Origin of the sequence: Eubacterium ramulus, assembly GCF_003122485.1 — a bacterium.
GTDB classification, from domain to species: domain Bacteria; phylum Bacillota; class Clostridia; order Lachnospirales; family Lachnospiraceae; genus Eubacterium_I; species Eubacterium_I ramulus_A.
In genome coordinates, this window is sequence record NZ_JRFU01000150.1 from 1 (window position 1) to 22,135 (window position 22,135).

Consider the following 22,135-nt stretch of genomic DNA (forward strand, 5'->3'; position numbering starts at 1 on the left):
GTTTCTCACCACCTATAGAGGTGGGAGTCATCTCCCATCTGATATAACTTCTTCTCAAAAATCATCCGCTTACACAAACGAAATCCACACTTCCATTCCCGCATACGTTCACCCTGAATTTATTTTTGGGTAACAAAAAAGCGGGTGATGGGAATCGAACCCACGTATCCAGCTTGGAAGGCTGGTGTTCTACCATTGAACTACACCCGCATGTACAATATTTTGTTGCGTCATCTCATCGACAGGTAGTATATTATCACAATCACATATCGATGTCAACAACTTTTTTATTTTTCAATGCCCAGTTCCGGAATCGAACCAGAGACACGAGGATTTTCAGTCCTCTGCTCTACCAACTGAGCTAACTGGGCAATTGACTTGTTTATTCTATCTTACTTTTTTATTTCTGTCAAGCTATAGTTCTCCCGTATATTCACAAAATCTACCACTTATCAATGAGATTCCTGCCAATACATATGCAAACAGAAAATTATTCGTGTCATTGCACATGTATTGCCGGAATCCATTTATATCATAGATTTTGCGTTAACCAATTCCACCTTATTCTAGCGATTTTCCGCTGATTCAAAGCATTTCTGTGCATTCACCGGTTCGCCGGTCTGAACAGCATGTACATACTGTCCATCTGCCATCTGTACTCTTGCTTTTACATTATCAGACATCAACACATTGAAAATATGCAGGACACGTTTCTTGATATCTTCATCATAGATCGGTGTCGCTACCTCAACACGACGTGTCGTATTTCTTGTCATGAAATCTGCAGAAGCAATATAGACATCATCATTTCCGAAGATATAAATTCTGGAATGCTCTAAGTAACGACCTACGATACTCCGAACCGTGATATTGTCTGTAACACCCGGAACACCTGCGATCAGGCAGCAGCTTCCACGTACCACCAGTTCAACATCCACACCCGCCTGAGATGCTTCCATTAATTTTTCAATAATACGTTTATCTGTCAGAGAATTCATCTTGGCACCGATGTAAGCCGCCTCTCCGCGTTTTGCCCGGGCAATCTGGATATCCATCTTATCAAGGATCTTGTTACGCAGGCACTTCGGTGCTACCATCAGATATTTTGTCTCTTTCATCACCTGACCAAGACACAATTTCCGGAACACTTCGTTCGATTCCTCACCAATTCCCTGGTGTGCTGTCATCAAAGAGAAATCCGTATACAATTTTGCGGTCTTCTCGTTATAGTTTCCGGTTCCGATCTGTGTGATATAGGAAATATGTCCCTCAGTCTTTTTCGTGATCAGACATAATTTCGAATGAACTTTCAGCTTATCCAATCCGTATAAAATCCGGCATCCTGCATCTTCCAGGCGTCTGGACCACTCAATGTTATTTTCTTCATCAAATCGTGCACGCAACTCGACCAAAGCAACTACTTCCTTGCCATTTTCTGCCGCATTGATCAGCGCCTCAACGACCTTACTGTCATTTGCCACACGATACAGCGTCATTTTAATAGAAACAACTTCCGGATCTTCCGCTGCCTCATTCAGCATACGCAAAAACGGCTGTATACTGTCGTATGGAAAAAACAGGAAACGGTCTTTTTCCTCAATCTGCTTCATAATACTCTCAGACATATTGATATCTGCCGGGAGCTGTGGTGTATATTTCGGATAAAACAGCTCTTTTTTGTTTCTCAGAAGATCGCGGATCTTGGAGAAGAAAGACAGATCCAACGGTGCCTCCGAATGGAAGATATGTTTTTTCTTCAGATCCAGATAACCACACAACGTATCCAGCACAGACTCATCCATCAGACGGGTATACTCCAGTTTGATCGGACATAATTTACGCCTACGGCTGACCAGCTGCTCCATAACCTGACGGAAATCGGTATCATCATCGTACATTTCCTCATCCGGATCGATGTCTGCGTTTCGGATAATACGGATCAGTGATTTACTTTTGATATGATACCGGTCAAAAATAAGCGGCATGTAATGAAGGATCACTTCTTCCCGCAGCATAAAACGGTTCTCATGTCCCGGAATCCGGATCAGGCGTGGAAATACGTCTACATTACATGGAACGATTCCAAGCTTGTCCCGTTTCTTTTTCTCTAATACAACGACTGCATAAATATCTTTACTTTTCAAAAACGGAAACGGCTGTTTCTTTCCGATGATCTGCGGAGATAATAACGGACGCACTTCATGCTCAAAATAAGCATCCAGAAATTCCACATCCTGTTTTTCCAGTTCTGCATAACTGCAGATCTCTACGCCATAAGTCTCCAGACCTTCTTTCAGATTCGCATAGGCTGCATCCTTACGCTGTGTCAGCAGTTTTATCTGTTCAAAGATCGCATTCAGCTGCTCCTGACAGGTCATATTTGTCTTATTGTCCCGAATGTCCTTTGACACCAGCATCTGATCATACAGAGAACCGACACGAACCATGAAAAATTCGTCCAGATTGCTCTGAAAAATCGATGCAAACGATAACCGCTCACAAAACGGGTTCGCCAGATCTTCTGCTTCCTCCAATACTCTGGTATTAAATTTTAACCAGGATAACTCTCGGTTGTCATAACATGAATGTACCATATGTTCCCCACTCCTCATTGTCTGTGCTTCTGTTACCTGTACTTGCGTGTCCTGTGTCTTCATAGCTGATTCCTCTTTTCTCATTGTTTTCACAGGCATCTTTTGAATCATTTTTTCAGATTTCGGTGCGGTTGCACGTCCCATCTGTGAGGCAGTGCTCTTATTCTGTTGATGTACGGGCTTTCTTCCAAATAACCCCCGTATTATATTTGAAATTCTACTCATATCTTATTTTATCCTCTTGTGCTTCCACTTATGCTCTGCAAAATCCCTGCGTATCTTTTATACTATTTCTTTTTGGACTCTGCCACTATCATCAGCGTATAAATTTCATGTAAAATCGACGTAAAATTCCCATATCACAACTGCCTTGTGCATACAGATAACAATTTCTGTGATACGCTTTACTCTCCAGTTTCTTCCATCACCAGTTCATCCCCAACTTTGATGGTTCCGCCCTGTAATACTTTTGCAAACACGCCTTCCCGCGGCATGATACAGTCTCCTACTACTTTGTAGATCTCACAGTGGCTGTGACATTCCTTTCCGATCTGCGTCATCTCCAGCAGAACGTCATTGCAGCGGAATCTGGTTCCTACCGGAAGATTGCGGAAATCATAACCATCCACGATCAGATTCTCTCCGAATGCTCCAAACTCCACCTCCACGCCTCTGGCACGGAATGCCTCTATTTTTTCCAGTGAAAGCAGGCTCACCTGACGATGCCAGTGTCCGGCATGTGCATCATTTTCGATGCCCCAGTCGGCAATCAGCTTTGCCTCAGAAACTTCATGCTTTTGTGTTCCTCTTTTTTCACTGATACATATCCCTTTAATAATTCCCATTGCTGATACTCCTATCCCTTTTGATAAATTCTATTCTATCATCTTTTTCGCAGAAAAAAAAGTGGAACAGTCGGATAAATCGACTGTTCCACTGCCTCGTTTTAACAATTCACTTTATTTCATAGATCTTTTCTTTTTTTCATGTACTGCCAGTGTGATGATCATCATGCCAACACCCGCAAAGAGTACCACAAACCACCAGATAAAGCCATTGCTGTCACCGGTCTTCGGACTGTTTACAGATGTATTTTTCGCATTATCCAACGCAGCTTTCTTCTCAATAGTAAACATCGTCGACGCCGTTCCATTTTCGGATACGATACTGAGGGTATGCTCTCCTGCGGAGAGAGTATTCAGATAATCTGCCTTCAGTTCCACAACGGTACTTCCTGCCGAAACAGTATACTTGCTGGCATCTAATACTTTACCATCCACCAGTACTTTTACAAATTCTTCAAATTCAGCATTGCTGCGGAATTTTGCATTTGTATCAGATCCTGCTTTCCAGATCTGTCCTGCGCCTTCAATAATAGACGGTGCATAGGAAATTTTCTCAAGTTCTTCCATCTGTTTTACAAGACTGTTCATCTTACTGCGTGTATCTTCCTCCAGCATAGACTTTTCATTTTCAGTCAGATTGTCGTAAATCTCTTTCACACGGTCTACGCTTTCCTTGTCACTGTGTTTCAGATCATCCACATTTGGAAGCTGTTCGATCTCTTCTGTAGCTTTCTTTGCATTGTCAATTGCAGTCAGCGCATCCTTTACGTTCTCAAGCTGTTTCTCAAGTTCCTCGCGCTCGCTCTCTGTATAATTGCCATCATAATCTTTTAACGCTTCCTCTAATGCTTTTTCTGCATCTTTCAGTGCATCTTCATCTTCCACTTTTACAGTCTCATCGGTAATCTCTTTTACCTCTGTAATTTCAGATTTTTCTGACGCATCTTTTGCCGCTGCAATTCGATTTTCCAATTCCTCACAGTTTGTCAGAGCATCCTGTAATTTATCCCACTCTGCCTCCGTAGATTCCTCCTCATCAAATGCTTCTGTAACATCACGAAGCTGATCTCTCACATCTCTAATCACTTCTGTATCACTGGACTTTGCATTATCCACTGTGATCTCTGTAATTGTATCTGTAATAGAAGAAATCGGTTTCATCACGATTGTATACTCTGTTACATTTCCGGCTTTATCTGTTGCGCAGATCACATAAGTAGTCTCTGTATCACCCTCTAATGTAACAGTTCCGTCCACAGTTTCACCATTTACAGTAATTGATGCAAGATTCTGATCACTTATCGTAAATTTCTTTGTCACATAGTATGTTTTTCCATTCTCCACACCAGTAATCTCAGGTGCTGTTGTATCAAAGATCGCACCATCGGAACCGATATAGGATACATTACCAGCATTGTCTTCCATACGAACATAGATGATAAACTGTTCCATATCCTTTGCTTCCATCTTCAGTTCACTGTATTCCGTCCAGTCAGCAATTGCCTGAACTTCTTCCTCTGTAAGCTGATGATCTGCTTTGTAATACATAACAGATTTTATACCGGAAGCATCATCGCTGGCACTCAATTCTACTGTTACATCTTCATTAAAGAATAAACCAAAGGTAATTTTGCTTAAGATCGTCTGGAACGCATTTCGTCCATTCAATTTTGCCTCACCTACCGGAATGGTTTTATCAATTTTATAATTTTCTGTTACAGCTGTAGAGATCACACCTGTCACTGTATTTTTTACATAGAAAGTAATGGTTCCATTTTTGGTCTCTTCCTGTTCGCTTAACTGATCGGTCCATTCGCCATCTGCCAGATCTGTACGGCTCAGTGCATAACCTTCTTTTGCTGTCACAACAAACTCTGTATTGATCCAGTCATTGGAATTTACACTGTATTCACTGCCATCACTCACATACTCCAGAATGGATGCTGTCATACCGGACGGCTGCGTCAGTCTGTAATTAGCGACTACCTCATCATCTCCAAATAGAACAAAGTCTGTAAAATGAATTGCGATATCTTTGCCCGCTTTCTCACTGTCAAAAGTTGGGATACCATTTACAAGCTGTACACTGTCACCAGTTACAACACCTGCCAATGCCGGCATTCCATCGATTTCAGCATTCTTTTTGCCATCGTACTGTTTATCCTTTACTTTCAGTCCAGTGATCGTCAGCTCTTTTGCGGTAATATCTGCCGTGGTACTCTCCGGCTGACCATTCAATACATAGTTTGCTGCCGCGGAACCATCCAGTGCAAATCCGGTAAACGTTACCTGCTTATCCGGACCAACGTTTTTGTTCTCATAAGAAGCCTTTCCTGCCACAATCACAAGATTTTTACCATCATAATTGTCTGATAACGTACCTGTTTCTACAAGACGCGCTTCCGTTGTTCCATCATAAACTTTTGTTGTCTCAACAGTGGTTCCGTTAATCGTTACCTGTTTCGGTTTGATCGTAAAGGCACCGCTCACCTGTTTTGCATTATAATCTGCATCCTCAGGTGTGGAAATGCGCACCGTATAGGAACCTGCATTCATCGGTACATCTTTCGTATAAGTATCGTCTGCTGCACCTTTCACCTTGTATTCGATCACAGTTGCCTGCGGTCTGTTCTCATAAGTCAGACCTGCATACGTTTTTCCGTTATAAGTTGTATCAACAGCTTTATAATCAATCGTCCGTTCTGCTTTTGCAACTACTAATTTTGCAGATGTCATTGCCGGTTCATTACCCGCTGTATAAGTTTCTCCCAACGGATCATAAGTCACACGAACGGTGTATTCACCTGCTGCCAGTCCGGACAAATAGCTGTTTTTCAGTGTAATCTCACCATCTTTTGATACAGAATAATACTGACTGTCGATCAACTGATCTCCAAGATACAGATTTTTTACCTCATTGCCATTCAACTGAACCGCAAACTGTACATCATCCTGACTCAGTCTTGTAAAATTCATCGCCTCTGTGATTGCTTCTGCATCCGTATATACAACCACACCGTCAGAATTAATGATCTGTACATTGCCACTCTCGTCACTCACCCGAACATAAACAAATGCTTTCTTATTTGCATCGATGTTAAAACTTGTATTTCCGTTCTGAACATTCAGTTTTGACCAATCACCACTGACTGCATCTTTCTCCTCAAATGCCTGGTCAGCTAAAAGGTATTCCACAGACTTCAGACCGCTGCCCAGATCACTTGCCGTCACATGAACAGTCTGTGTCTTTTTAAAGAACAAACCAAACGTTACACGATTCATAAAAGCGTTATATTTGCTGATTCCAATTGTAAGTTCTGCTTCCGGCGGGGTAATATCTGCCACGCCTTCTACCACGATACTCATGGCACCTTTTACATTCTGAATCTGGAACTTATCACAATCATCTTTACTGGATGCTGCTGTCACTTCACTGCCATTGACAAGCACCCTGTAATTCTGTGTTCTGGAATATCCTTTTGCAATCTGAACTTCAAACTCATAATTGCTGCTATATTCTGCCGATGTAGCACCTGTTGCAGTATAACCCGCACCGGAAGATAATGTCACATCGTATACCTGAATCGTCCAATGTGCATAAAGTGTATGTTCTTCTGTTGTAGCAACTACGGTTGTATCTTCGACTTTTTCGCCATCCTCTTTCTGTGTAAACCAACCTTCGAAATCATAGCCTTCCCGTGTCGGAACCGGTAATTCACCGTAGGTACCTGTATAAATCACAGTTTTATCATTCGGTTCAACTGCACCACCATTTGCATCCAAGGAAACAGTGACTCTTGGAAGATCTTCCCACTGTGCATACAGTACCATCTGTTTATCGCTGCCATTTACATCATCTGATGCGGTAGAAATCATACGGAATACGGCCTGGTCTGTATAAGTAATTCCACTACCGTCCGCCTCTGTATTCCATCCGACAAATTTCTTTCCTTCCGGCGCAGTAAACTGATTTGCATGCAGACGTCCATCTCCATTGGTTGCAGTATTAAAATGAACATACCATTCACCGTCAATCAGCTGACTGTCTTCCAGCTGATCCAGATTCATGGAACCACTGCCACCATTTGCATCGTAACGAAGCAGACACAGATCACGATCTGTCGCCGGTGTTCCGATATTTAACGGTGCAATTGCAAGCTGCTGTGTCTCCTTATCATACACAACAATGCTGCTGTCTACATCACTCTGGAAATATTTACTGTAATCCTTTGCAGGATATTTTCCGGAAAATGTATATACTGCTGAGCTATCTGTAGCATAACTATCAAAATCACCATCTTTTGTAATGACACGAACCGGAATCTCTGCTGCCTCCGATAATCCGTCCTCATCAACATAGATTGCCTGTACATTTTTCTCTGACTTACCTTCGCTGTTCAATTTAGAATAAACAGCTACGTTTGCCTGTTTATTTCCAGAAATCACCGGAGAACCTGAAACAAGTAATGACTGTTCGGCACCGTATTTGTTAGGATCCAGATAGATACCAACACCACAGCCGGTAATCGTTCCACCGCTCATGACAGCTCCTCTTGCATACAAACCATATTCGGTACAGTTACGAATGATACTGCCCGGAAGAAGCTCAACATAACGTTCGCCACCAATTCTACAGTTTTCTACCACACCGGTCTCCTGCAAAGTACCACTGGTAAAACCAATATCACAATTTCGGATCGTACCTCCCAGTTTTGCACTCCTGTTTGATCCTCCCAAATCTGTACCATATGTACAATCTGTAATCAAACTATCTGGATACAATTCTGTTTGTGCATAACCTAAGATACCGATTCTACATCTTTTAATCGTACCACCATACATGTACATATTTCCAAAATTGTACACACCCAAATCAGCGTCACTGATTGTTCCACCGTACATACGAAATACAGCATCCTGCTCAGGGTTTACTACCCAGTTTGCGTTACTTAAAGTTCCACCATACAGGTTGCATTCCGCATTATTTCCAATTGCAACACAGCGAACATTTCCAACGTTCTCCGCACCACAGATTTTTCCTGTCTGGTCCTGACTGCAGTCACAGATATTCAAACTCATCCCGCGATGTACATACATCGCATCCTTATAAAACTGTCCCGGCTGTTCTTCCACAAGGAGCATTTTTCCATTCAGGCAGAGGTTTACATCGCCTCTGATCGCAATCGCATGATCCAGTGTAATATCATCATCCAGATAATAATTTCCACTGGTAAGCTCTGTTTCTTTTCCGGTAAATTTTGTCCATTCTGTGATAACCGGATGGCTGTCCTCATCTGTGCACACGGCACCACATACCGGATGTGCAGAAGTATTATGTACATTTTCTGCCAATGTCAGTGTATCATCATTCTGTACAACATGCGTACCATCTGCACCGGAAAAATAACGTTTTGCATCCAGTTCCTCATTCCAGTCCGTGCAGAAAACTCCGGTTTCACTTTCCAGTTTCACCGTATAGCGGTTTGTTGGTCGGGCAATTCCCTTTGCACTGATCTGTGCGCCATCTTTCAGGTAAACAGCTGCCATTGTTCCATTCAAGTTCATAACTCCAGGAAGTGCGATCGTTGTTTGATCTTCCGCCGTCACAGCATAACCATTCTCATCTCCGTTTATGTTGCCACCATGCAGAGTCAATGTACCATCCACAACATGCAGTCCGTTTTCCAATGTACCGAAACTGTCTGCATCGTCATCATACAATGCAAAATTCTGTACCTTCATCGTTCCTTTTACATCAAATCCATTCAGGCACAGATGACCGATATAAACTTTGTCCGGATCTACAGTCACATCTGCGATCAGGAAGCCATAACTGTCCTCTGTCATAGCTGCCAGTTCTTCTTCCGAAGAAATCATGGTAAACTTATGTCCATCATGACTATGTGCTTTTGCCACACTGATTTCTTTTGTCACACAATCAGAAGCATAGTTTGTCTTGTTTGCACCATTCCACTGTTCTGCCTGGAGTGTCAATGTATATTTTCCTTCTCTCAAGCCATCCGGAAAAGGAAGTGTGCTGGTCGTAGCAGAAGTATCTGCCGTATCCAATGCTCCATAAGCCACAATTTCACCATTGCTGTTTGTCAGCATCGCTGTCACTTTATTATAAGCAGTACTGAAACTGTTCAATGCCGGATGTGTAACTATAATACCATCCTCTGAAAGATTGGTATTGCTCAGTTCTGCATCAAACGCATCATTTGTTTTCAATGTCAGTTTCCAGTCACTGCCACTGTAATCTGCAATCGGGCTGAATCCTGTTTCCAGACTGCCATCTGCAACAGAGGTAAACAAGATATTGTCTTTGCTGATATTCATTGCCGGACGCGCATCAAAATCATTGGTATACATTGTATAATATTCCACAACAACATGATTTTCCTGACCTAAGCGGTCAAGGACTGCTGAATAGATACGACCGTCAGAAATGTATCCATCCTGGAAAATAACAGCCAGTGACGAATCGTTCAATCCATGGAATCCCAAATTGGAATTTCCCATATCACTGCTATAAACAAGATCCTGTGTAGCAGGGGAACGTGTCATCCATCTCTTTTTCGCATCTTTCCGGTTTGCATCCTGATCAAAACCATACTTTGCATCTGTAGCTTCCGATGCAGACAGGAAAAATACTTTTTCACCACTTAGATTAATGCTACGGAAAAACCATGACTGTCCAGCGGGCAGGTAATTCTTATCTGACTTCGTTGTTGACAGAATCGTTGCTTTTTCCCGGTCAGAAAACGTATTATAGTTCGCATCGTAGGCTGCCTTATTTCTGTTATAAGAATTTGCCGTAATCGTATGAAGATCGGATGGGAACCCCAGTGTCGTACCGGATGTGATCTGTTCTGTAAAAGAACGGCACCATACCCGTGCACTACTATTCATCCACTCATTGTGGCGTTTTGTATTCGCATAAACCCAGCAGTTATTTTTTCTGTTATTCAACGATCCTACCGTACAATAGTTGATAAACGGAATTACTGCTATACTGTTTTCTGCCAGTAAGAAAAATCCATCTTTTTCATCCAGCGTTTCATCATCCAGAACGCGCCATTTCACCCCTTTGCCGTCCCGGACTCCATAATATACATGGTCATAGCTATTGTTTGTACTGTCATAGCCATGAATAACATCTGATCCAAGGTTGATTGCCTTTCTGTCAGCTGTCGTTGTGCTGACTGCTGCTGTACTTTGTGCTGACGTATCATTACTGGTTGATGTATTATCTGCTGCCACAGCTGTCGCAGATAACGGCATCAGCATCGTCACACACATCGTCAACGCAAGAATCAGGCTCAACACTTTTTTGTTTGCTGTCATAATCTTTTTCATATGCTCTTTCTCCTCCTGTTGTATTCATGTTGCCAAACCATTACGAAAAGCATTACATTCTGACCTCATTTTACAACAAAAAAATTCAAAAAACACAGCTTTGACATGAAATGACATTATTTCGACATGAACGACATAGTGCCCCCGTATTTTTCAAAAAAGGACGCAAAAAAAGGACTTCTTTTTTTCTAAGAAGTCCTTAGGTAATGGGCGGAGAAGGATTCGAACCGTTTTGGTTTCTCACCGAAGATTTCTCTGCTTTATATCTTTGCACGAAAAAAGGACTTCATTAAGAAGTCCTCAGGTAATGGGCGGAGAAGGATTCGAACCGTTTTGGTTTCTCACCGAAGATTTCTCTGCTTTATATCTTTGCACGAAAAAAGGACTCCATTAAGAAGTCCTTAGGTAATGGGCGGAGAAGGATTCGAACCTTCGAAGGCATCGCCAGCAGATTTACAGTCTGTCCCCTTTGGCCACTCGGGAATCCACCCATTTAGCGAAACGAACAATCAGTGCTCATTCCGCTGTTTACTATATCACGTTCTTTGCGCTCATGCAAGTACTTTTTTTAATGCTTCCTCATCTGCCACCAGTGTGAAGTTCGGATGTAACTGCAGGATCGATGCAGGTACTTCCGGTGTTACCGGTCCGAAGAAAGCTTTCTGAACCGCATCCGCTTTGTCCTCTCCGGATGCCACCAGCACAACTTTTTTCGCCTGAATGATGTCACAGATTCCCATGGTCAGTGCCTGGCGCGGTACATCGTCAATACTGTCAAAGAAACGCTTATTTGCTTCGATGGTTGACTCTGCCAGACTGACACAGTGTGTTCCTTTTGTAAATACACGATCCGGCTCATTAAATCCGATATGACCGTTGCGTCCGATGCCAAGAAGCTGCAGATCAATACCACCTAAAGATGCGATCTGTTTGTCATAACGCTCGCATTCTGCCGCAATGTCTGTATTTTTTCCATTCGGGATAAACGTATGATCCGCGCGGATATTGATGGAATCAAAGAAATTGTGGTGCATAAAGTACACATAACTCTGATCGCTGGTAATATCCAGTCCCACATATTCATCCAGATTAACAGAATAACATTCCGAAAAATCTACATCTCCTTTGTTGTACCAATCAATGAGCTGGCGATAAATACCAAGTGGACTGCTTCCGGTTGCCAGTCCAAGTACACAATCCGGTTTCATAATTACCTGTGCTGAAATAATATTTGCTGCCTTTCTGCTCATCTGATCATAGTCTTTTGCTCTGATTATTTTCATTGTAATACCCTCCTCTTTTTGTTAGGTCATTTGACACTATCTTTTTGTTTTAGCTGTTACTGCCAGATCTGTCCGCCAATGATTACGTTTTCCAGATTCAGCTCTTTATCCAGAATCAGCAGATCCGCTCTGGCTCCCCGTCGGATACATCCGATCTCCTGTGCCAGTCCGATGGATTCTGCCGGTGTCAGTGTCGCTGCCCGAATCGCCTGCTCCAGCGGAACTCCAAAACGAACCACATTTCTCACCGCATCCATCAGATGAATGGAAGAACCTGCCAGCGTTCCATCTGCCAATGTCGCTTTTCCAGCTTTCATCCACACTGGCTGTCCACCTAAAGAATATTCACCCTCCGGCATTCCTGCGCAGCGCATGGAATCAGAGATCAGATTCAGCTTATCGCCAAATAATGCTGCTGTCATGCGAATCACCGACGGATCAATGTGAAAACCGTCACAGATCAGCTCCACCGTTGCACCTGCATCAAAAGCGGCTCCGATAATGCCCGGCTTGCGGTGATGCAGACCATTCATGCCATTAAACATATGGGTTACATGTGTCGCTCCCGCCTCAAATGCCGCCTTTGCCTGTTCATAATCTGCCACAGAATGTCCCAGAGACACCGTGCAGATCTGACTTGCTTCCCGGATAAATGCATTGTTTTCATCTTCCTCCGGTGCAATCGTGATCATCCGCACCTGTCCGTCACTGGCATCATTTAATTTTTTCAGTTCTTCTATGTTCGGTTTCTGCAAATAAGCTGCATTCTGTGCACCTCTTTTTTCATAAGAAACAAAAGGTCCTTCCAAGTGCACACCCACACAGTTTGCCCCATCTGATGTAAAATCCCGGATGGCATGCATTGCGGTCAACAGCTGCTCCTCCGACAGTGTCATCGTTGTCGGGCACCAGCTTGTCACACCTTTCTGCGCATAGTAACGGGACATTTTCCGTAATCCTTCTGCGTCTCCGTCACTGGCATCGGCATTTACTGCACCATGGGAATGAATATCCACCAGTCCCGGAATCACATATTTTCCAGAAACATCCAAAACTGATCCACAGTCTGTATCTGCACCATTTTCCTGTTGGATATCAGTTCTTATATCACAACCTGCTCTCTCTGTCACATCCAGAATCTTTTCTGAACAGACCACATCTGCATTGGAAAATTTGCCATCCGGCAGAAATACACTTCCATTTATAAGTTTCATAAACAATCATCTCCTGTGCCATCATTCTCTATCTCAATTTATTCCAATTTCATCCACTATTTCTTCATCATCGGCTGATTTCTATTTTATCCCGACATGAATATTTTCCCTCTTTTTGCAGCCAAATACAAGCCTTTTTTTCTTCTGATTTAACCACATTTCACTTTCATTTCTTCCGTATTTACCGTTGCTTTTCTCATCCTGAAACCGTATAATAAATAAGATGTAAACTATATTTATATTTTTTGTTTTTATATAAGGAGGAGATTAAGATGAAAAAGCCTGTATTAGTTGTAATGGCAGCCGGAATGGGAAGCCGCTATGGTGGATTAAAACAGATGGATCCTGTCGGAAGCCATGGTGAAGTCATTATGGACTATTCTCTCTACGATGCACGTCGTGCCGGTTTTGAAAAAGTTATTTTCATCATCAAGCATTCTATAGAAGACCCATTTAAAGAGACTATTGGAAATCATGTTTCCAAATATATGGAAGTTGCTTATGCATACCAGGATCTGGATGATCTGCCGGAGGGCTATACTGTTCCGGAAGGACGTGAAAAACCGTGGGGAACCTGCCATGCAATTCTTGCAGCCCGTGATCTGATCGATGCTCCATTTGCAGTTATCAACGCAGACGATTACTATGGAACAACCTGTTTCCAGATCATCTATGATTACTTATCCACACATGCTGATGATGACAAATATCGTTACTGCATGGTAGGCTACCAGTTAAAAAATACCGTTACCGAAAATGGTTCTGTTGCCCGCGGTGTCTGCACTACAGATGCTGATTCCAATCTGGTCAGTGTTGTAGAGCACACACAGATCGAACAGTACGAAAATGGCATTCGTTTCACAGAGGACAAAGGGGAAACCTGGCATGATATCGACGGCGATACCACCGTTTCCATGAACTTATGGGGATTCAGTGAGAGCTTTATCAAAGAGGCAAAACTGCGCTTCCCTGCATTTTTAGATGACGCAATGGTTTCCAATCCATTAAAAGGTGAGTACTTCCTTCCATCTGTTGTCAGTCAGCTTCTGGATGAAGGCAAAGCAACTGTCAAAGTTCTGAAAAGCCCGGACAAATGGTATGGTGTAACTTATCGTGAAGACAAACCTGGAATTGTAAAAGCTCTGGCTCAGAAAGCAGAGGAAGGCTTATATCCATCACCATTATGGAACTAAGCACTTTTCTTTCATCTGCATATTTAATCTGAAAGATTGCTGTCGGATAAAATACTGTTTGTTCTGGCTGCATCTTATCCGTTAAATTCATATAAAGGAGAAACAATTATGGCAACTATTTCACCTGAAATTTTTCAGGAAGTCCTTTCTGCCTACGCTTGGGGGGAAGGTACTTTATCCTATAATTCATATGGCGAAGGTCATATCAATAATACATATTTAGTTACTGTCAATGGAAAAACCGTGACCAGATATATCCTGCAACGGATCAACACGGACATTTTTACAGATCCGAAATCACTGATGGAAAACATCTGTGGCGTTACTTCTTATCTGAGAGATCTGATCAGCAAACGCGGCGGTGATGTCTCCCGTGAGACAATGTCCATCGTTCCGACCAAAACCGGCAGTTCTTATTATACTGATTCCACCGGTGGTGCATGGCGTGTATACAATTTTGTAGAAAATACAATCTGTCTGCAACAGTGTAGAAATACCGAAGATTTCTATACTTCTGCCCGTGCATTTGGTCAGTTCCAGAAAAATCTGGCAGACTACGATGCCTCCAGCCTGCATGAGACAATTCCGAATTTTCATAATACACCGGATCGTCTGCGCAAATTCAAGGAAGCATTGAAAGCAGATGTGCTGCACCGTGCAGCTGATATTTCTGATGATATTGCATTTGTACTGGATCACGAAGCAGACTGCTCCTATATGACCGATCTGCTTGCTGCCGGAAAACTGCCACTGCGCGTTACCCACAACGATACCAAGCTCAATAACATCCTTCTGGATGCGGATACGAATGATGCACTTTGTATCATCGATCTGGATACCGTTATGCCGGGACTTGCAGCCAACGATTACGGCGATTCTATTCGTTTTGGTGCAAATCACAGTGCAGAAGACGAACCGGATCTTAGCAAGGTAAATTTCTCACTGGAATTATTTGAAGCATATACAAAGGGATTTCTGGAAGTTGCCGGAAATGCCCTGACTCCGTTGGAAATTGAGACACTGCCATGGGGCGCAAAACTCATGACACTGGAATGTGGTATGCGCTTTCTGACCGATTATCTGGAAGGCGATCATTATTTTGCGATTCATCGCCCGGGACAGAATCTGGATCGTGCACGGACACAGTTTAAACTTGTGCGCGACATGGAGGCATGCTGGTCAGAAATGAATAATATCGTATCCAAGTATTCTAAATAAATTTTAAACATATAAAACGAAATCAAAGACTCCTTCCGCAATCGCTAGTCGTGCGCAAATATGTTTAATTTTTCATTTTATAATACGAACCCAGCCAATTTTTTCTTTGCGGCTAACAATCGCTCGCCAAGAAAAAATTGGCTGGGTTCTCAATTTACGCTGTGAAATTTTAAATTAGTTTTTTGCTTAGTTTTTGCCGTGTCCTGGTTGAAACCAATTTAAGGTTATGCCACAATCGTAAATGGGGTCTGGGTTTATTTTTTCTCAGCAAGCGATTGTTAGCTGCGGAGACAAAATAAACCCAGACCCCTTTCATTACCCTAAATTTCAGCCACAAAGGAAACTAATTGTTACAGCTTACGATTCCTTTTTTACCATCCAATGTCACAAACGCACCGGATTTCAAAATCTGTGTTGCATTTTCTGCCCCGATCAATACCGGAAGATCAAGGCTCAATCCAGCAATCGCCCCATGGCAATCCGCACTATCATTTTCAATGATCAGACCGGATGCCAGACGGATCTGTTCCATCATCTCATTGGAAGTATCTCTGGCAACAATGATGTCACCCTCTTTAAATTTCTCTTTTAATTCCTCCGGAGATGAGATAACACAGAGGTTTGCAGCTGCACTTTTATCTGTCAGACCTTTTCCCTGCATCAGAATATGACCTGCCACATGCACTTTGATCATATTAGTTGTTCCGGAAATACCAAGCGGTACACCTGCTGTCAGAACAACGATCTCGCCCTGCTCAATCAGTCCCATTTCTTCTGCTTTATCTACCGCATGGTCAAATAATTCATCGGAATTATGTTTTAATTCTACCAATAATGGAGTCACACCCCAGGACATATTCAGTTTTCTGCATACGTCTTCGTTTACGGAGCATCCAATGATTGGGCAAGCCGGGCGGTATTTGGATACCATACGTGCCGTACGTCCGGAATTGGATACGGTAATGATCGCAGATGCATTCAGATCCATCGCTGTAGTGCAGGTTGCATGTGCGATCGCATTTGTAATATCCGGATTGGTCAGAATGCCACGTTTTTTCAGGCGGGACATATAGTTGATATCCTGCTCGGTACGGGATGCGATTTTTACCATAGTCTGTAATGCTTCTACCGGATAATCGCCGGCAGCGGTCTCACCGGAAAGCATGATCGCACTGGTTCCGTCATAAACAGCATTTGCAACGTCTGTAGCCTCTGCACGGGTTGGGCGCGGATGTTTCATCATGGAATCCAGCATCTGTGTTGCTGTGATAACCTGTTTTCCTGCTTTGTATACTTTCTCGATCAGGATTTTCTGAATAACCGGAACATCCTCCATCGGAATCTCAACACCCATGTCACCACGGGCTACCATGATACCGTCGGATACGCGGATGATCTCATCAATGTTATCCACACCCTGTTTGTTCTCAATTTTTGCAATGATATTGATGCTCTTGCAGTCATGCTCATCCAGAATTTTACGGATCTGGAGAATATCATCTGCGGTTCTTGTAAAGGAAGCTGCGATAAAATCAAAGCCATTTTCAATACCAAACACGATATCGTTATAATCTGTCTCACTGATAAACGGCATGGACAGCTCTACATTCGGTACATTGACACCTTTTTTATTGGAAATCATACCACCATTTACAACTTCACACACAATATCGGTTCCATCCAGACGAATGACTTTCATCTCGATCAGACCGTCATCAATCAGAATACGATCGCCAACGTGCACATCATTATGCAGATCTTCGTAAGTAATGGCAACGCGGCTTGCATCGCCCACGAAATCACCAAGTGCCAGGGTGAAAAGCTGTCCTTCTTTCAGTTCTGCTTTGCCACCTTTCAGCTCTTTTAAACGGATCTCTGGTCCTTTGGTGTCTAACAGTGCTGCTACCGGAAGATTTAACTCCTTTCGCAATGCAACCAATTTTTCCAAACGACCTTTCTGTTCCTCATGAGAACCATGGGAGAAATTGAAACGCGCAACGTTCATTCCTTCCAGCATTAACTGGCGAAGTACATCACCTTTATCTGTAGATGGTCCAAGTGTGCAGACAATTTTGGTTTTACGGATTTCTTTCATAAATACACGATTCCTTTCCTGTAACTTCTGAAAATCAAATGATTTTTCATGCATAATACAAATTGTAAAAGGGATAATACACTCTTTATCATGCATTATCCCCTTTTTCCCGTTTTTATTTCTTTATAATTGTGCCTGTCTGACCTGCCATGGCTGCTTCGATACTCCCCAGTTTCGTAATCAGCACCTGGCGTGTCGCATAATCGCCAATATAAAAGAGTGCCGTCTCAATCTTCGGCTGCATGGTTCCCTCACCAAATTCTCTCTCTGCCATATATTTCTGTGCCTGTGCACAGGTCATTTCACGGATTGGCTCCTGCTTGTCCGTGCCATAGTTTTTGTATACACATTCTTCTCCGGTCAGGATGATCAGCATGTCTGCCTCTACACCATCTGCCAGAAGACCTGCGATCAGATCTTTCTCAATGACTGCGCTGGCACCTTTTAAGGTTGTGCCCTGCTCCAGTACCGGGATTCCGCCACCGCCGGCAGCAATGACTACCTGATCAGCATCCATCAAAGCATTGACAGCATCAAGCTCTACAATCTGCATTGGATTCGGTGCAGCAACGATTCTGCGGTAACCGTCCTCAGTTTTAACGACATGGTTACCTTTCTTCTCTTCTTCCTCTGCTTCTTCCTCTGTCATGACACGACCGATGATCTTGCTCGGTTTGTAAAAAGCTTCATCGTAAGGATCTACCACTACCTGTGTCAGAAGTGTGGAAACGGTACGATATACGCCGCGGTTCATTAATTCTGTGCGGATTGCATTCTGCAGATCGTATCCGATATATCCCTGACTCATGGCTGAGCATACAGACATTGGTGTCGCGGTATAGTCTGTATAAAGTCTGTGGAACTCAGACATCGCGGTATGGATCATTCCAACCTGTGGTCCGTTACTGTGTGTAATTACTACCTGACAATCGTCCTGTATCAGATCGGCAATCGCCTTTGCTGCGCGGCGGGTTGCTTCTTTCTGCTCCGGAAGCGTTGTTCCCAGTGCGTCATGTCCAAGTGCAATTGCAATTCTTTTTTTCTTCATCTCAACTGCCTCCAATACTTTGTAAAAGTCCGTTTTGTTCATTTTATCACAAGATAAAGACAGCGTAAAGCAAAAATGAAAAAACGCATTGGGGGATTCTACACCCACAATGCGTTCTGTTCTACAGAATTTCCCAATCATTCAGAACTGTGTCTGAATCATCGTCTTTCTCTTACAATTTTATCTCATGCTGTTAAAGAAGTCCTCGATACTGCTGTTTCCGTTGCTGCTGCCGTCACTGCCATAACCCGGAACGGTCTGTGTACCGGACTGGGACTGACTGCTGTCGCTCTGGCTTGTTGTATTGGACTGTTCAGAAGCGTTATCCAGTGTAACTTTTACGGTCTGCTCCTGATATCCCTTGTTGTCGGTATTTCTCTGAAGTGTAATCTCAACGGTTTCTCCGGCTTTATAATACTGTAATTCTTCTTTTAACTGTGAAATAGAAGTAATGGTTGTGTTACCCAGTTTTGTGATGATATCGCCTTTCTGGATACCGGCATTGGCTGCTGCACCACCGTCTGTGGTTCCGCTGACATAAACACCCTCTGGAATGCCATACATCTCAGCAACATCGGAAGATACATCCTGTCCGGTAATATTTAAGAAACCATAATCACTGGTCAGTTTATCTCTGGTCTCCTGATTCATCAGGTTTTCAATGATACCCTGTGCTTTTGCCATCGGAATTGCAAATCCCATGCCCTCTACTTGATCGCTGGCATATTTTGCACTGTTGATACCGATGACCTCACCTTTCATGTTAAACAGAGCTCCGCCACTGTTACCTGGGTTGATGGCTGCATCTGTCTGCATCAGTGTTGCAGTTGTATCATCAATCGTAACCTCACGGTCTAATGCGCTGATAACACCGGAAGTAACGGACTGACCAAAACCAAGTGCGTTACCGATAGCAACGACCTGATCACCGACCTCCATCTGGGTGGAATCACCAAGTGTTGCGACGGAAATGCTGTTTAATACATCCTCACTGATATCAGAGAGCTTGATTGCAATGACTGCCAGATCATTATCTGCGTCTGTTCCTTTAATTTTTGCATCAAATACAGCGTCTTTATCATCGTTAAAGCATACGGTCAGAGACTCCGCACCGGATACTACATGATTGTTTGTCGCGATCAGAAGTTCTGTATCATTCTTTCCGATAATAACACCGGAACCACTTCCTGTACTCTGCTGCTGCATCGTTCCAAACATAGTCTGTACTTCCTGTACACTCTGGTTGGTAATTGCTACAACAGAAGATTTACACTGTTCTGCAATCTGAGCTACAGTATAAGTATCTCCAGAAGAACTGGATGAACCGTTCTTGCTGCCGGAGCTTGTGCTCAGTTTTGCAGCGTTCGTTTCTAATGTGGTAGAAGAAGCAGTTGTCTTTACTGCATTTTTTCCGATCATGAAAGATCCCAGTACCATACCACCGGAAATTGCACCGAACAGAATTGCACAGCAGATTACTTTTGCATACAGGTTCATGCTGCGTTTGTGTTTTCTTTTCTGCTTTGATGTCTCCTGATGATCGTTATGCTGATCACCATTCACCTGATCCTGTTTTTTATGATTCTGGATGTAGGAATAACGGTACTGGGAAGCACCTTCTGTTCCTTTGATATGACTGTCAGAAGTGCTCTCTGTTGCTCCTGTTTCCTGAGCAGCGGAGGAACTGTTCTCTGCCTTTGCTGTCTCTGCTGTAACAGTCTCCTGTGCAGAAGATGCTGACCGCTCCGGTTCGCTCTCCTGTGGCGGTGTCACGAAATCGGATTCCTCAAACATCTCCTCTGTTGTTTTTTTACTTTCTGTATTTTCTATATTACTATCATTTTTTACTTCTGATTCATTATTTTCTGTGTTCATTTTATTTTCTTCATTCTCAAGCATTTCTTTCTGCCTCCTCATCTTTGATGAGTATATCATATCTGATAATTGTAGTAAAATTTTGTTGATATTGTGAAAGAATTGTGAAATCCACGTTCTTTCGTGCCAATACTCCTGTTTACCTAAACATGCTCGTATATAGAATAGAAAAATTCTACACAGATTAACTGTGGGCTAAATGCAGTAGTCACTCCAACTGCTGTCGTTCACCCGGATACAGCTGTTTCGAATCAGAAGCTGTCCTTCCAGTTCCATTTTCACCGCGGAACGATGCCCTCCCCGCAAATGATCTAACAACAGGTACATGGCAAATTTTCCCATCTCATCTCTTGGCAGACGCACGGTTGTCAGCATCGGCTTTGTATCCTGCGCCGCCTCAATATCGTCATTTCCGATAATGGATGGCGTATATCCGCACTTTTTATTATTTGCCATGCATTTTAGCATACCCACCGCGGAAATATCATTGGCACAGTAAATAGCAGTTGGACGTTCCTCTGACTCCAGCAGACGCTCCATCATTTTGAAGCCTTCCACTTCTGTCTGTCTTGTCTTCATGATAAATTCCGGTTCTACTTCAATGTCATGCTCCCGCAATGTCTGTAAATATCCCTGATAACGTGCATTGGTTCCACAGGCGCCCACATACCCGATTTTCTGATGTCCCAGACCGATCAGATATTCCACTGCCATCTGCGCGATTTTGCGCCCATCACAGACCACCTCATCCGTAATCCCGCTTGTAGCATTGCGATTCACGCACACAACACTGTGATAGTGCTGCTTCATCTCCAGCAGAGCTTCTTTATTGCATTTTCCAATCACAATCAGACCGTCTGCTTTTTGTACCGCCTCTTGCTGCATCTGTTCCACAATTGTTTTGATGCTCTCCCGTGCACAACGCTTGTCATCAGAGAAAATGGAACGATACCAGATATTTGACAAAATGCAGTTACTTCTGCGGATTTCTGTCTCAATCACACGCAGCAGTGCATCAAAAAACGGATCCACGTTTGCACCATCGGTACGTGTGATCAGTACATTAATGTAATATGTTTTCTCTGTCTTTTCATTTTTTCCCTGTTTCAAACGACGGGCTGCCTCGTTCGGCACATAATTCAGCTCCATGGCAGCTTTTCGTATGCGCTCACGCACTTCCGGGGAAGAACAGTTATAATCCGGATTGTTCAAGACACGGGATACCGTCGCCGGAGAAACATTTGCCCGTTTTGCAATTTCTTTGATTGACATATCATTTATTCCTCATTATTCGTTCCAATATACATGATATGATTCCTTCTGTATCTTTGGATTTTACTACAACAACTTATTTTTACCAAGTATATTCAAGAATGCTCCGGCATTCTTGTTGCGAGGTGCGCGTCATGCA

Annotated in this window: 11 protein-coding genes and 3 tRNA genes; 2 read left to right on the plus strand and 12 right to left on the minus strand. The window is 43.1% G+C overall.

Annotated features, from left to right (window positions below):
- Positions 1-139: 139 nt before the first annotated feature.
- The 8 genes from LG34_RS13050 to nagA all read right to left on the minus strand — a co-directional run bounded on the left by LG34_RS13050 (position 140) and on the right by nagA (position 13,295).
- A tRNA-Gly gene (locus LG34_RS13050) sits at positions 140-210 on the minus strand.
- 88 nt (positions 211-298) lie between these two features.
- Positions 299-371: transfer RNA gene (locus tag LG34_RS13055), tRNA-Phe, on the minus strand.
- Between the two features lie 195 nt (positions 372-566).
- Positions 567-2,657 (minus strand): polyphosphate kinase 1, encoded by a 2,091-nt coding sequence (ppk1, locus tag LG34_RS13060; protein WP_330427480.1) that lies wholly within the window; start codon positions 2,655-2,657, stop codon positions 567-569.
- A gap of 341 nt (positions 2,658-2,998) precedes the next feature.
- Entirely contained in the window at positions 2,999-3,439 is a 441-nt protein-coding gene (locus LG34_RS13065) for an MOSC domain-containing protein (RefSeq protein WP_109216453.1), read from the minus strand.
- A gap of 114 nt (positions 3,440-3,553) precedes the next feature.
- On the minus strand, positions 3,554-10,798 hold the full coding sequence (locus tag LG34_RS13070) for a YDG domain-containing protein (RefSeq protein ID WP_109216454.1): 7,245 nt from the start codon (positions 10,796-10,798) through the stop codon (positions 3,554-3,556).
- 409 nt (positions 10,799-11,207) lie between these two features.
- Positions 11,208-11,289 (minus strand) — tRNA-Tyr (locus LG34_RS13075).
- 60 nt (positions 11,290-11,349) lie between these two features.
- Positions 11,350-12,081, minus strand: a complete 732-nt coding sequence (nagB, locus tag LG34_RS13080; protein WP_109216455.1) for a glucosamine-6-phosphate deaminase — start codon at positions 12,079-12,081, stop codon at positions 11,350-11,352.
- 56 nt (positions 12,082-12,137) lie between these two features.
- Positions 12,138-13,295 (minus strand): N-acetylglucosamine-6-phosphate deacetylase, encoded by a 1,158-nt coding sequence (nagA, locus tag LG34_RS13085; RefSeq protein ID WP_109216456.1) that lies wholly within the window; start codon positions 13,293-13,295, stop codon positions 12,138-12,140.
- Positions 13,296-13,567: 272 nt separating this feature from the next.
- Between nagA and LG34_RS13090 the strand changes: the two genes are divergently transcribed.
- Positions 13,568-14,488 (plus strand): nucleotidyltransferase family protein, encoded by a 921-nt coding sequence (locus LG34_RS13090; RefSeq protein ID WP_109216457.1) that lies wholly within the window; start codon positions 13,568-13,570, stop codon positions 14,486-14,488.
- 108 nt (positions 14,489-14,596) lie between these two features.
- On the plus strand, positions 14,597-15,706 hold the full coding sequence (locus tag LG34_RS13095) for a phosphotransferase enzyme family protein (protein ID WP_109216458.1): 1,110 nt from the start codon (positions 14,597-14,599) through the stop codon (positions 15,704-15,706).
- 343 nt (positions 15,707-16,049) lie between these two features.
- Here LG34_RS13095 and pyk read toward each other — a convergent pair whose 3' ends face one another.
- The 4 genes from pyk to LG34_RS13115 form a co-directional block, all read right to left on the minus strand.
- Complete coding sequence (pyk, locus tag LG34_RS13100; protein WP_109216463.1) at positions 16,050-17,801, minus strand: pyruvate kinase; 1,752 nt, start codon at positions 17,799-17,801, stop codon at positions 16,050-16,052.
- Positions 17,802-17,916: 115 nt separating this feature from the next.
- Positions 17,917-18,849 carry a carbamate kinase gene (gene arcC, locus LG34_RS13105; RefSeq protein WP_109216459.1) on the minus strand — a complete coding sequence of 311 codons (933 nt, stop codon included), beginning with the start codon at positions 18,847-18,849 and terminating at the stop codon, positions 17,917-17,919.
- 180 nt (positions 18,850-19,029) lie between these two features.
- Positions 19,030-20,748 (minus strand): S1C family serine protease, encoded by a 1,719-nt coding sequence (locus tag LG34_RS13110; RefSeq protein WP_158582203.1) that lies wholly within the window; start codon positions 20,746-20,748, stop codon positions 19,030-19,032.
- A gap of 171 nt (positions 20,749-20,919) precedes the next feature.
- Positions 20,920-21,996 (minus strand): LacI family DNA-binding transcriptional regulator, encoded by a 1,077-nt coding sequence (locus tag LG34_RS13115; RefSeq protein WP_109216461.1) that lies wholly within the window; start codon positions 21,994-21,996, stop codon positions 20,920-20,922.
- Positions 21,997-22,135: the final 139 nt, after the last annotated feature.

Excerpts from the sequence above, each read along its gene's own strand:
- nagB (WP_109216455.1), bottom strand. The coding sequence starts at position 12,081 with ATGAAAATAATCAGAGCAAAAGACTATGATCAGATGAGCAGAAAGGCA.
- LG34_RS13095 (WP_109216458.1), top strand. The coding sequence starts at position 14,597 with ATGGCAACTATTTCACCTGAAATTTTTCAGGAAGTCCTTTCTGCCTAC.
- LG34_RS13065 (WP_109216453.1), bottom strand. The coding sequence starts at position 3,439 with ATGGGAATTATTAAAGGGATATGTATCAGTGAAAAAAGAGGAACACAA.
- LG34_RS13070 (WP_109216454.1), bottom strand. The coding sequence starts at position 10,798 with ATGAAAAAGATTATGACAGCAAACAAAAAAGTGTTGAGCCTGATTCTT.
- LG34_RS13115 (WP_109216461.1), bottom strand. The coding sequence starts at position 21,996 with ATGTCAATCAAAGAAATTGCAAAACGGGCAAATGTTTCTCCGGCGACG.
- LG34_RS13110 (WP_158582203.1), bottom strand. The coding sequence starts at position 20,748 with ATGCTTGAGAATGAAGAAAATAAAATGAACACAGAAAATAATGAATCA.
- nagA (WP_109216456.1), bottom strand. The coding sequence starts at position 13,295 with ATGAAACTTATAAATGGAAGTGTATTTCTGCCGGATGGCAAATTTTCC.
- arcC (WP_109216459.1), bottom strand. The coding sequence starts at position 18,849 with ATGAAGAAAAAAAGAATTGCAATTGCACTTGGACATGACGCACTGGGA.
- LG34_RS13090 (WP_109216457.1), top strand. The coding sequence starts at position 13,568 with ATGAAAAAGCCTGTATTAGTTGTAATGGCAGCCGGAATGGGAAGCCGC.
- ppk1 (WP_330427480.1), bottom strand. The coding sequence starts at position 2,657 with ATGAAGACACAGGACACGCAAGTACAGGTAACAGAAGCACAGACAATG.
- pyk (WP_109216463.1), bottom strand. The coding sequence starts at position 17,801 with ATGAAAGAAATCCGTAAAACCAAAATTGTCTGCACACTTGGACCATCT.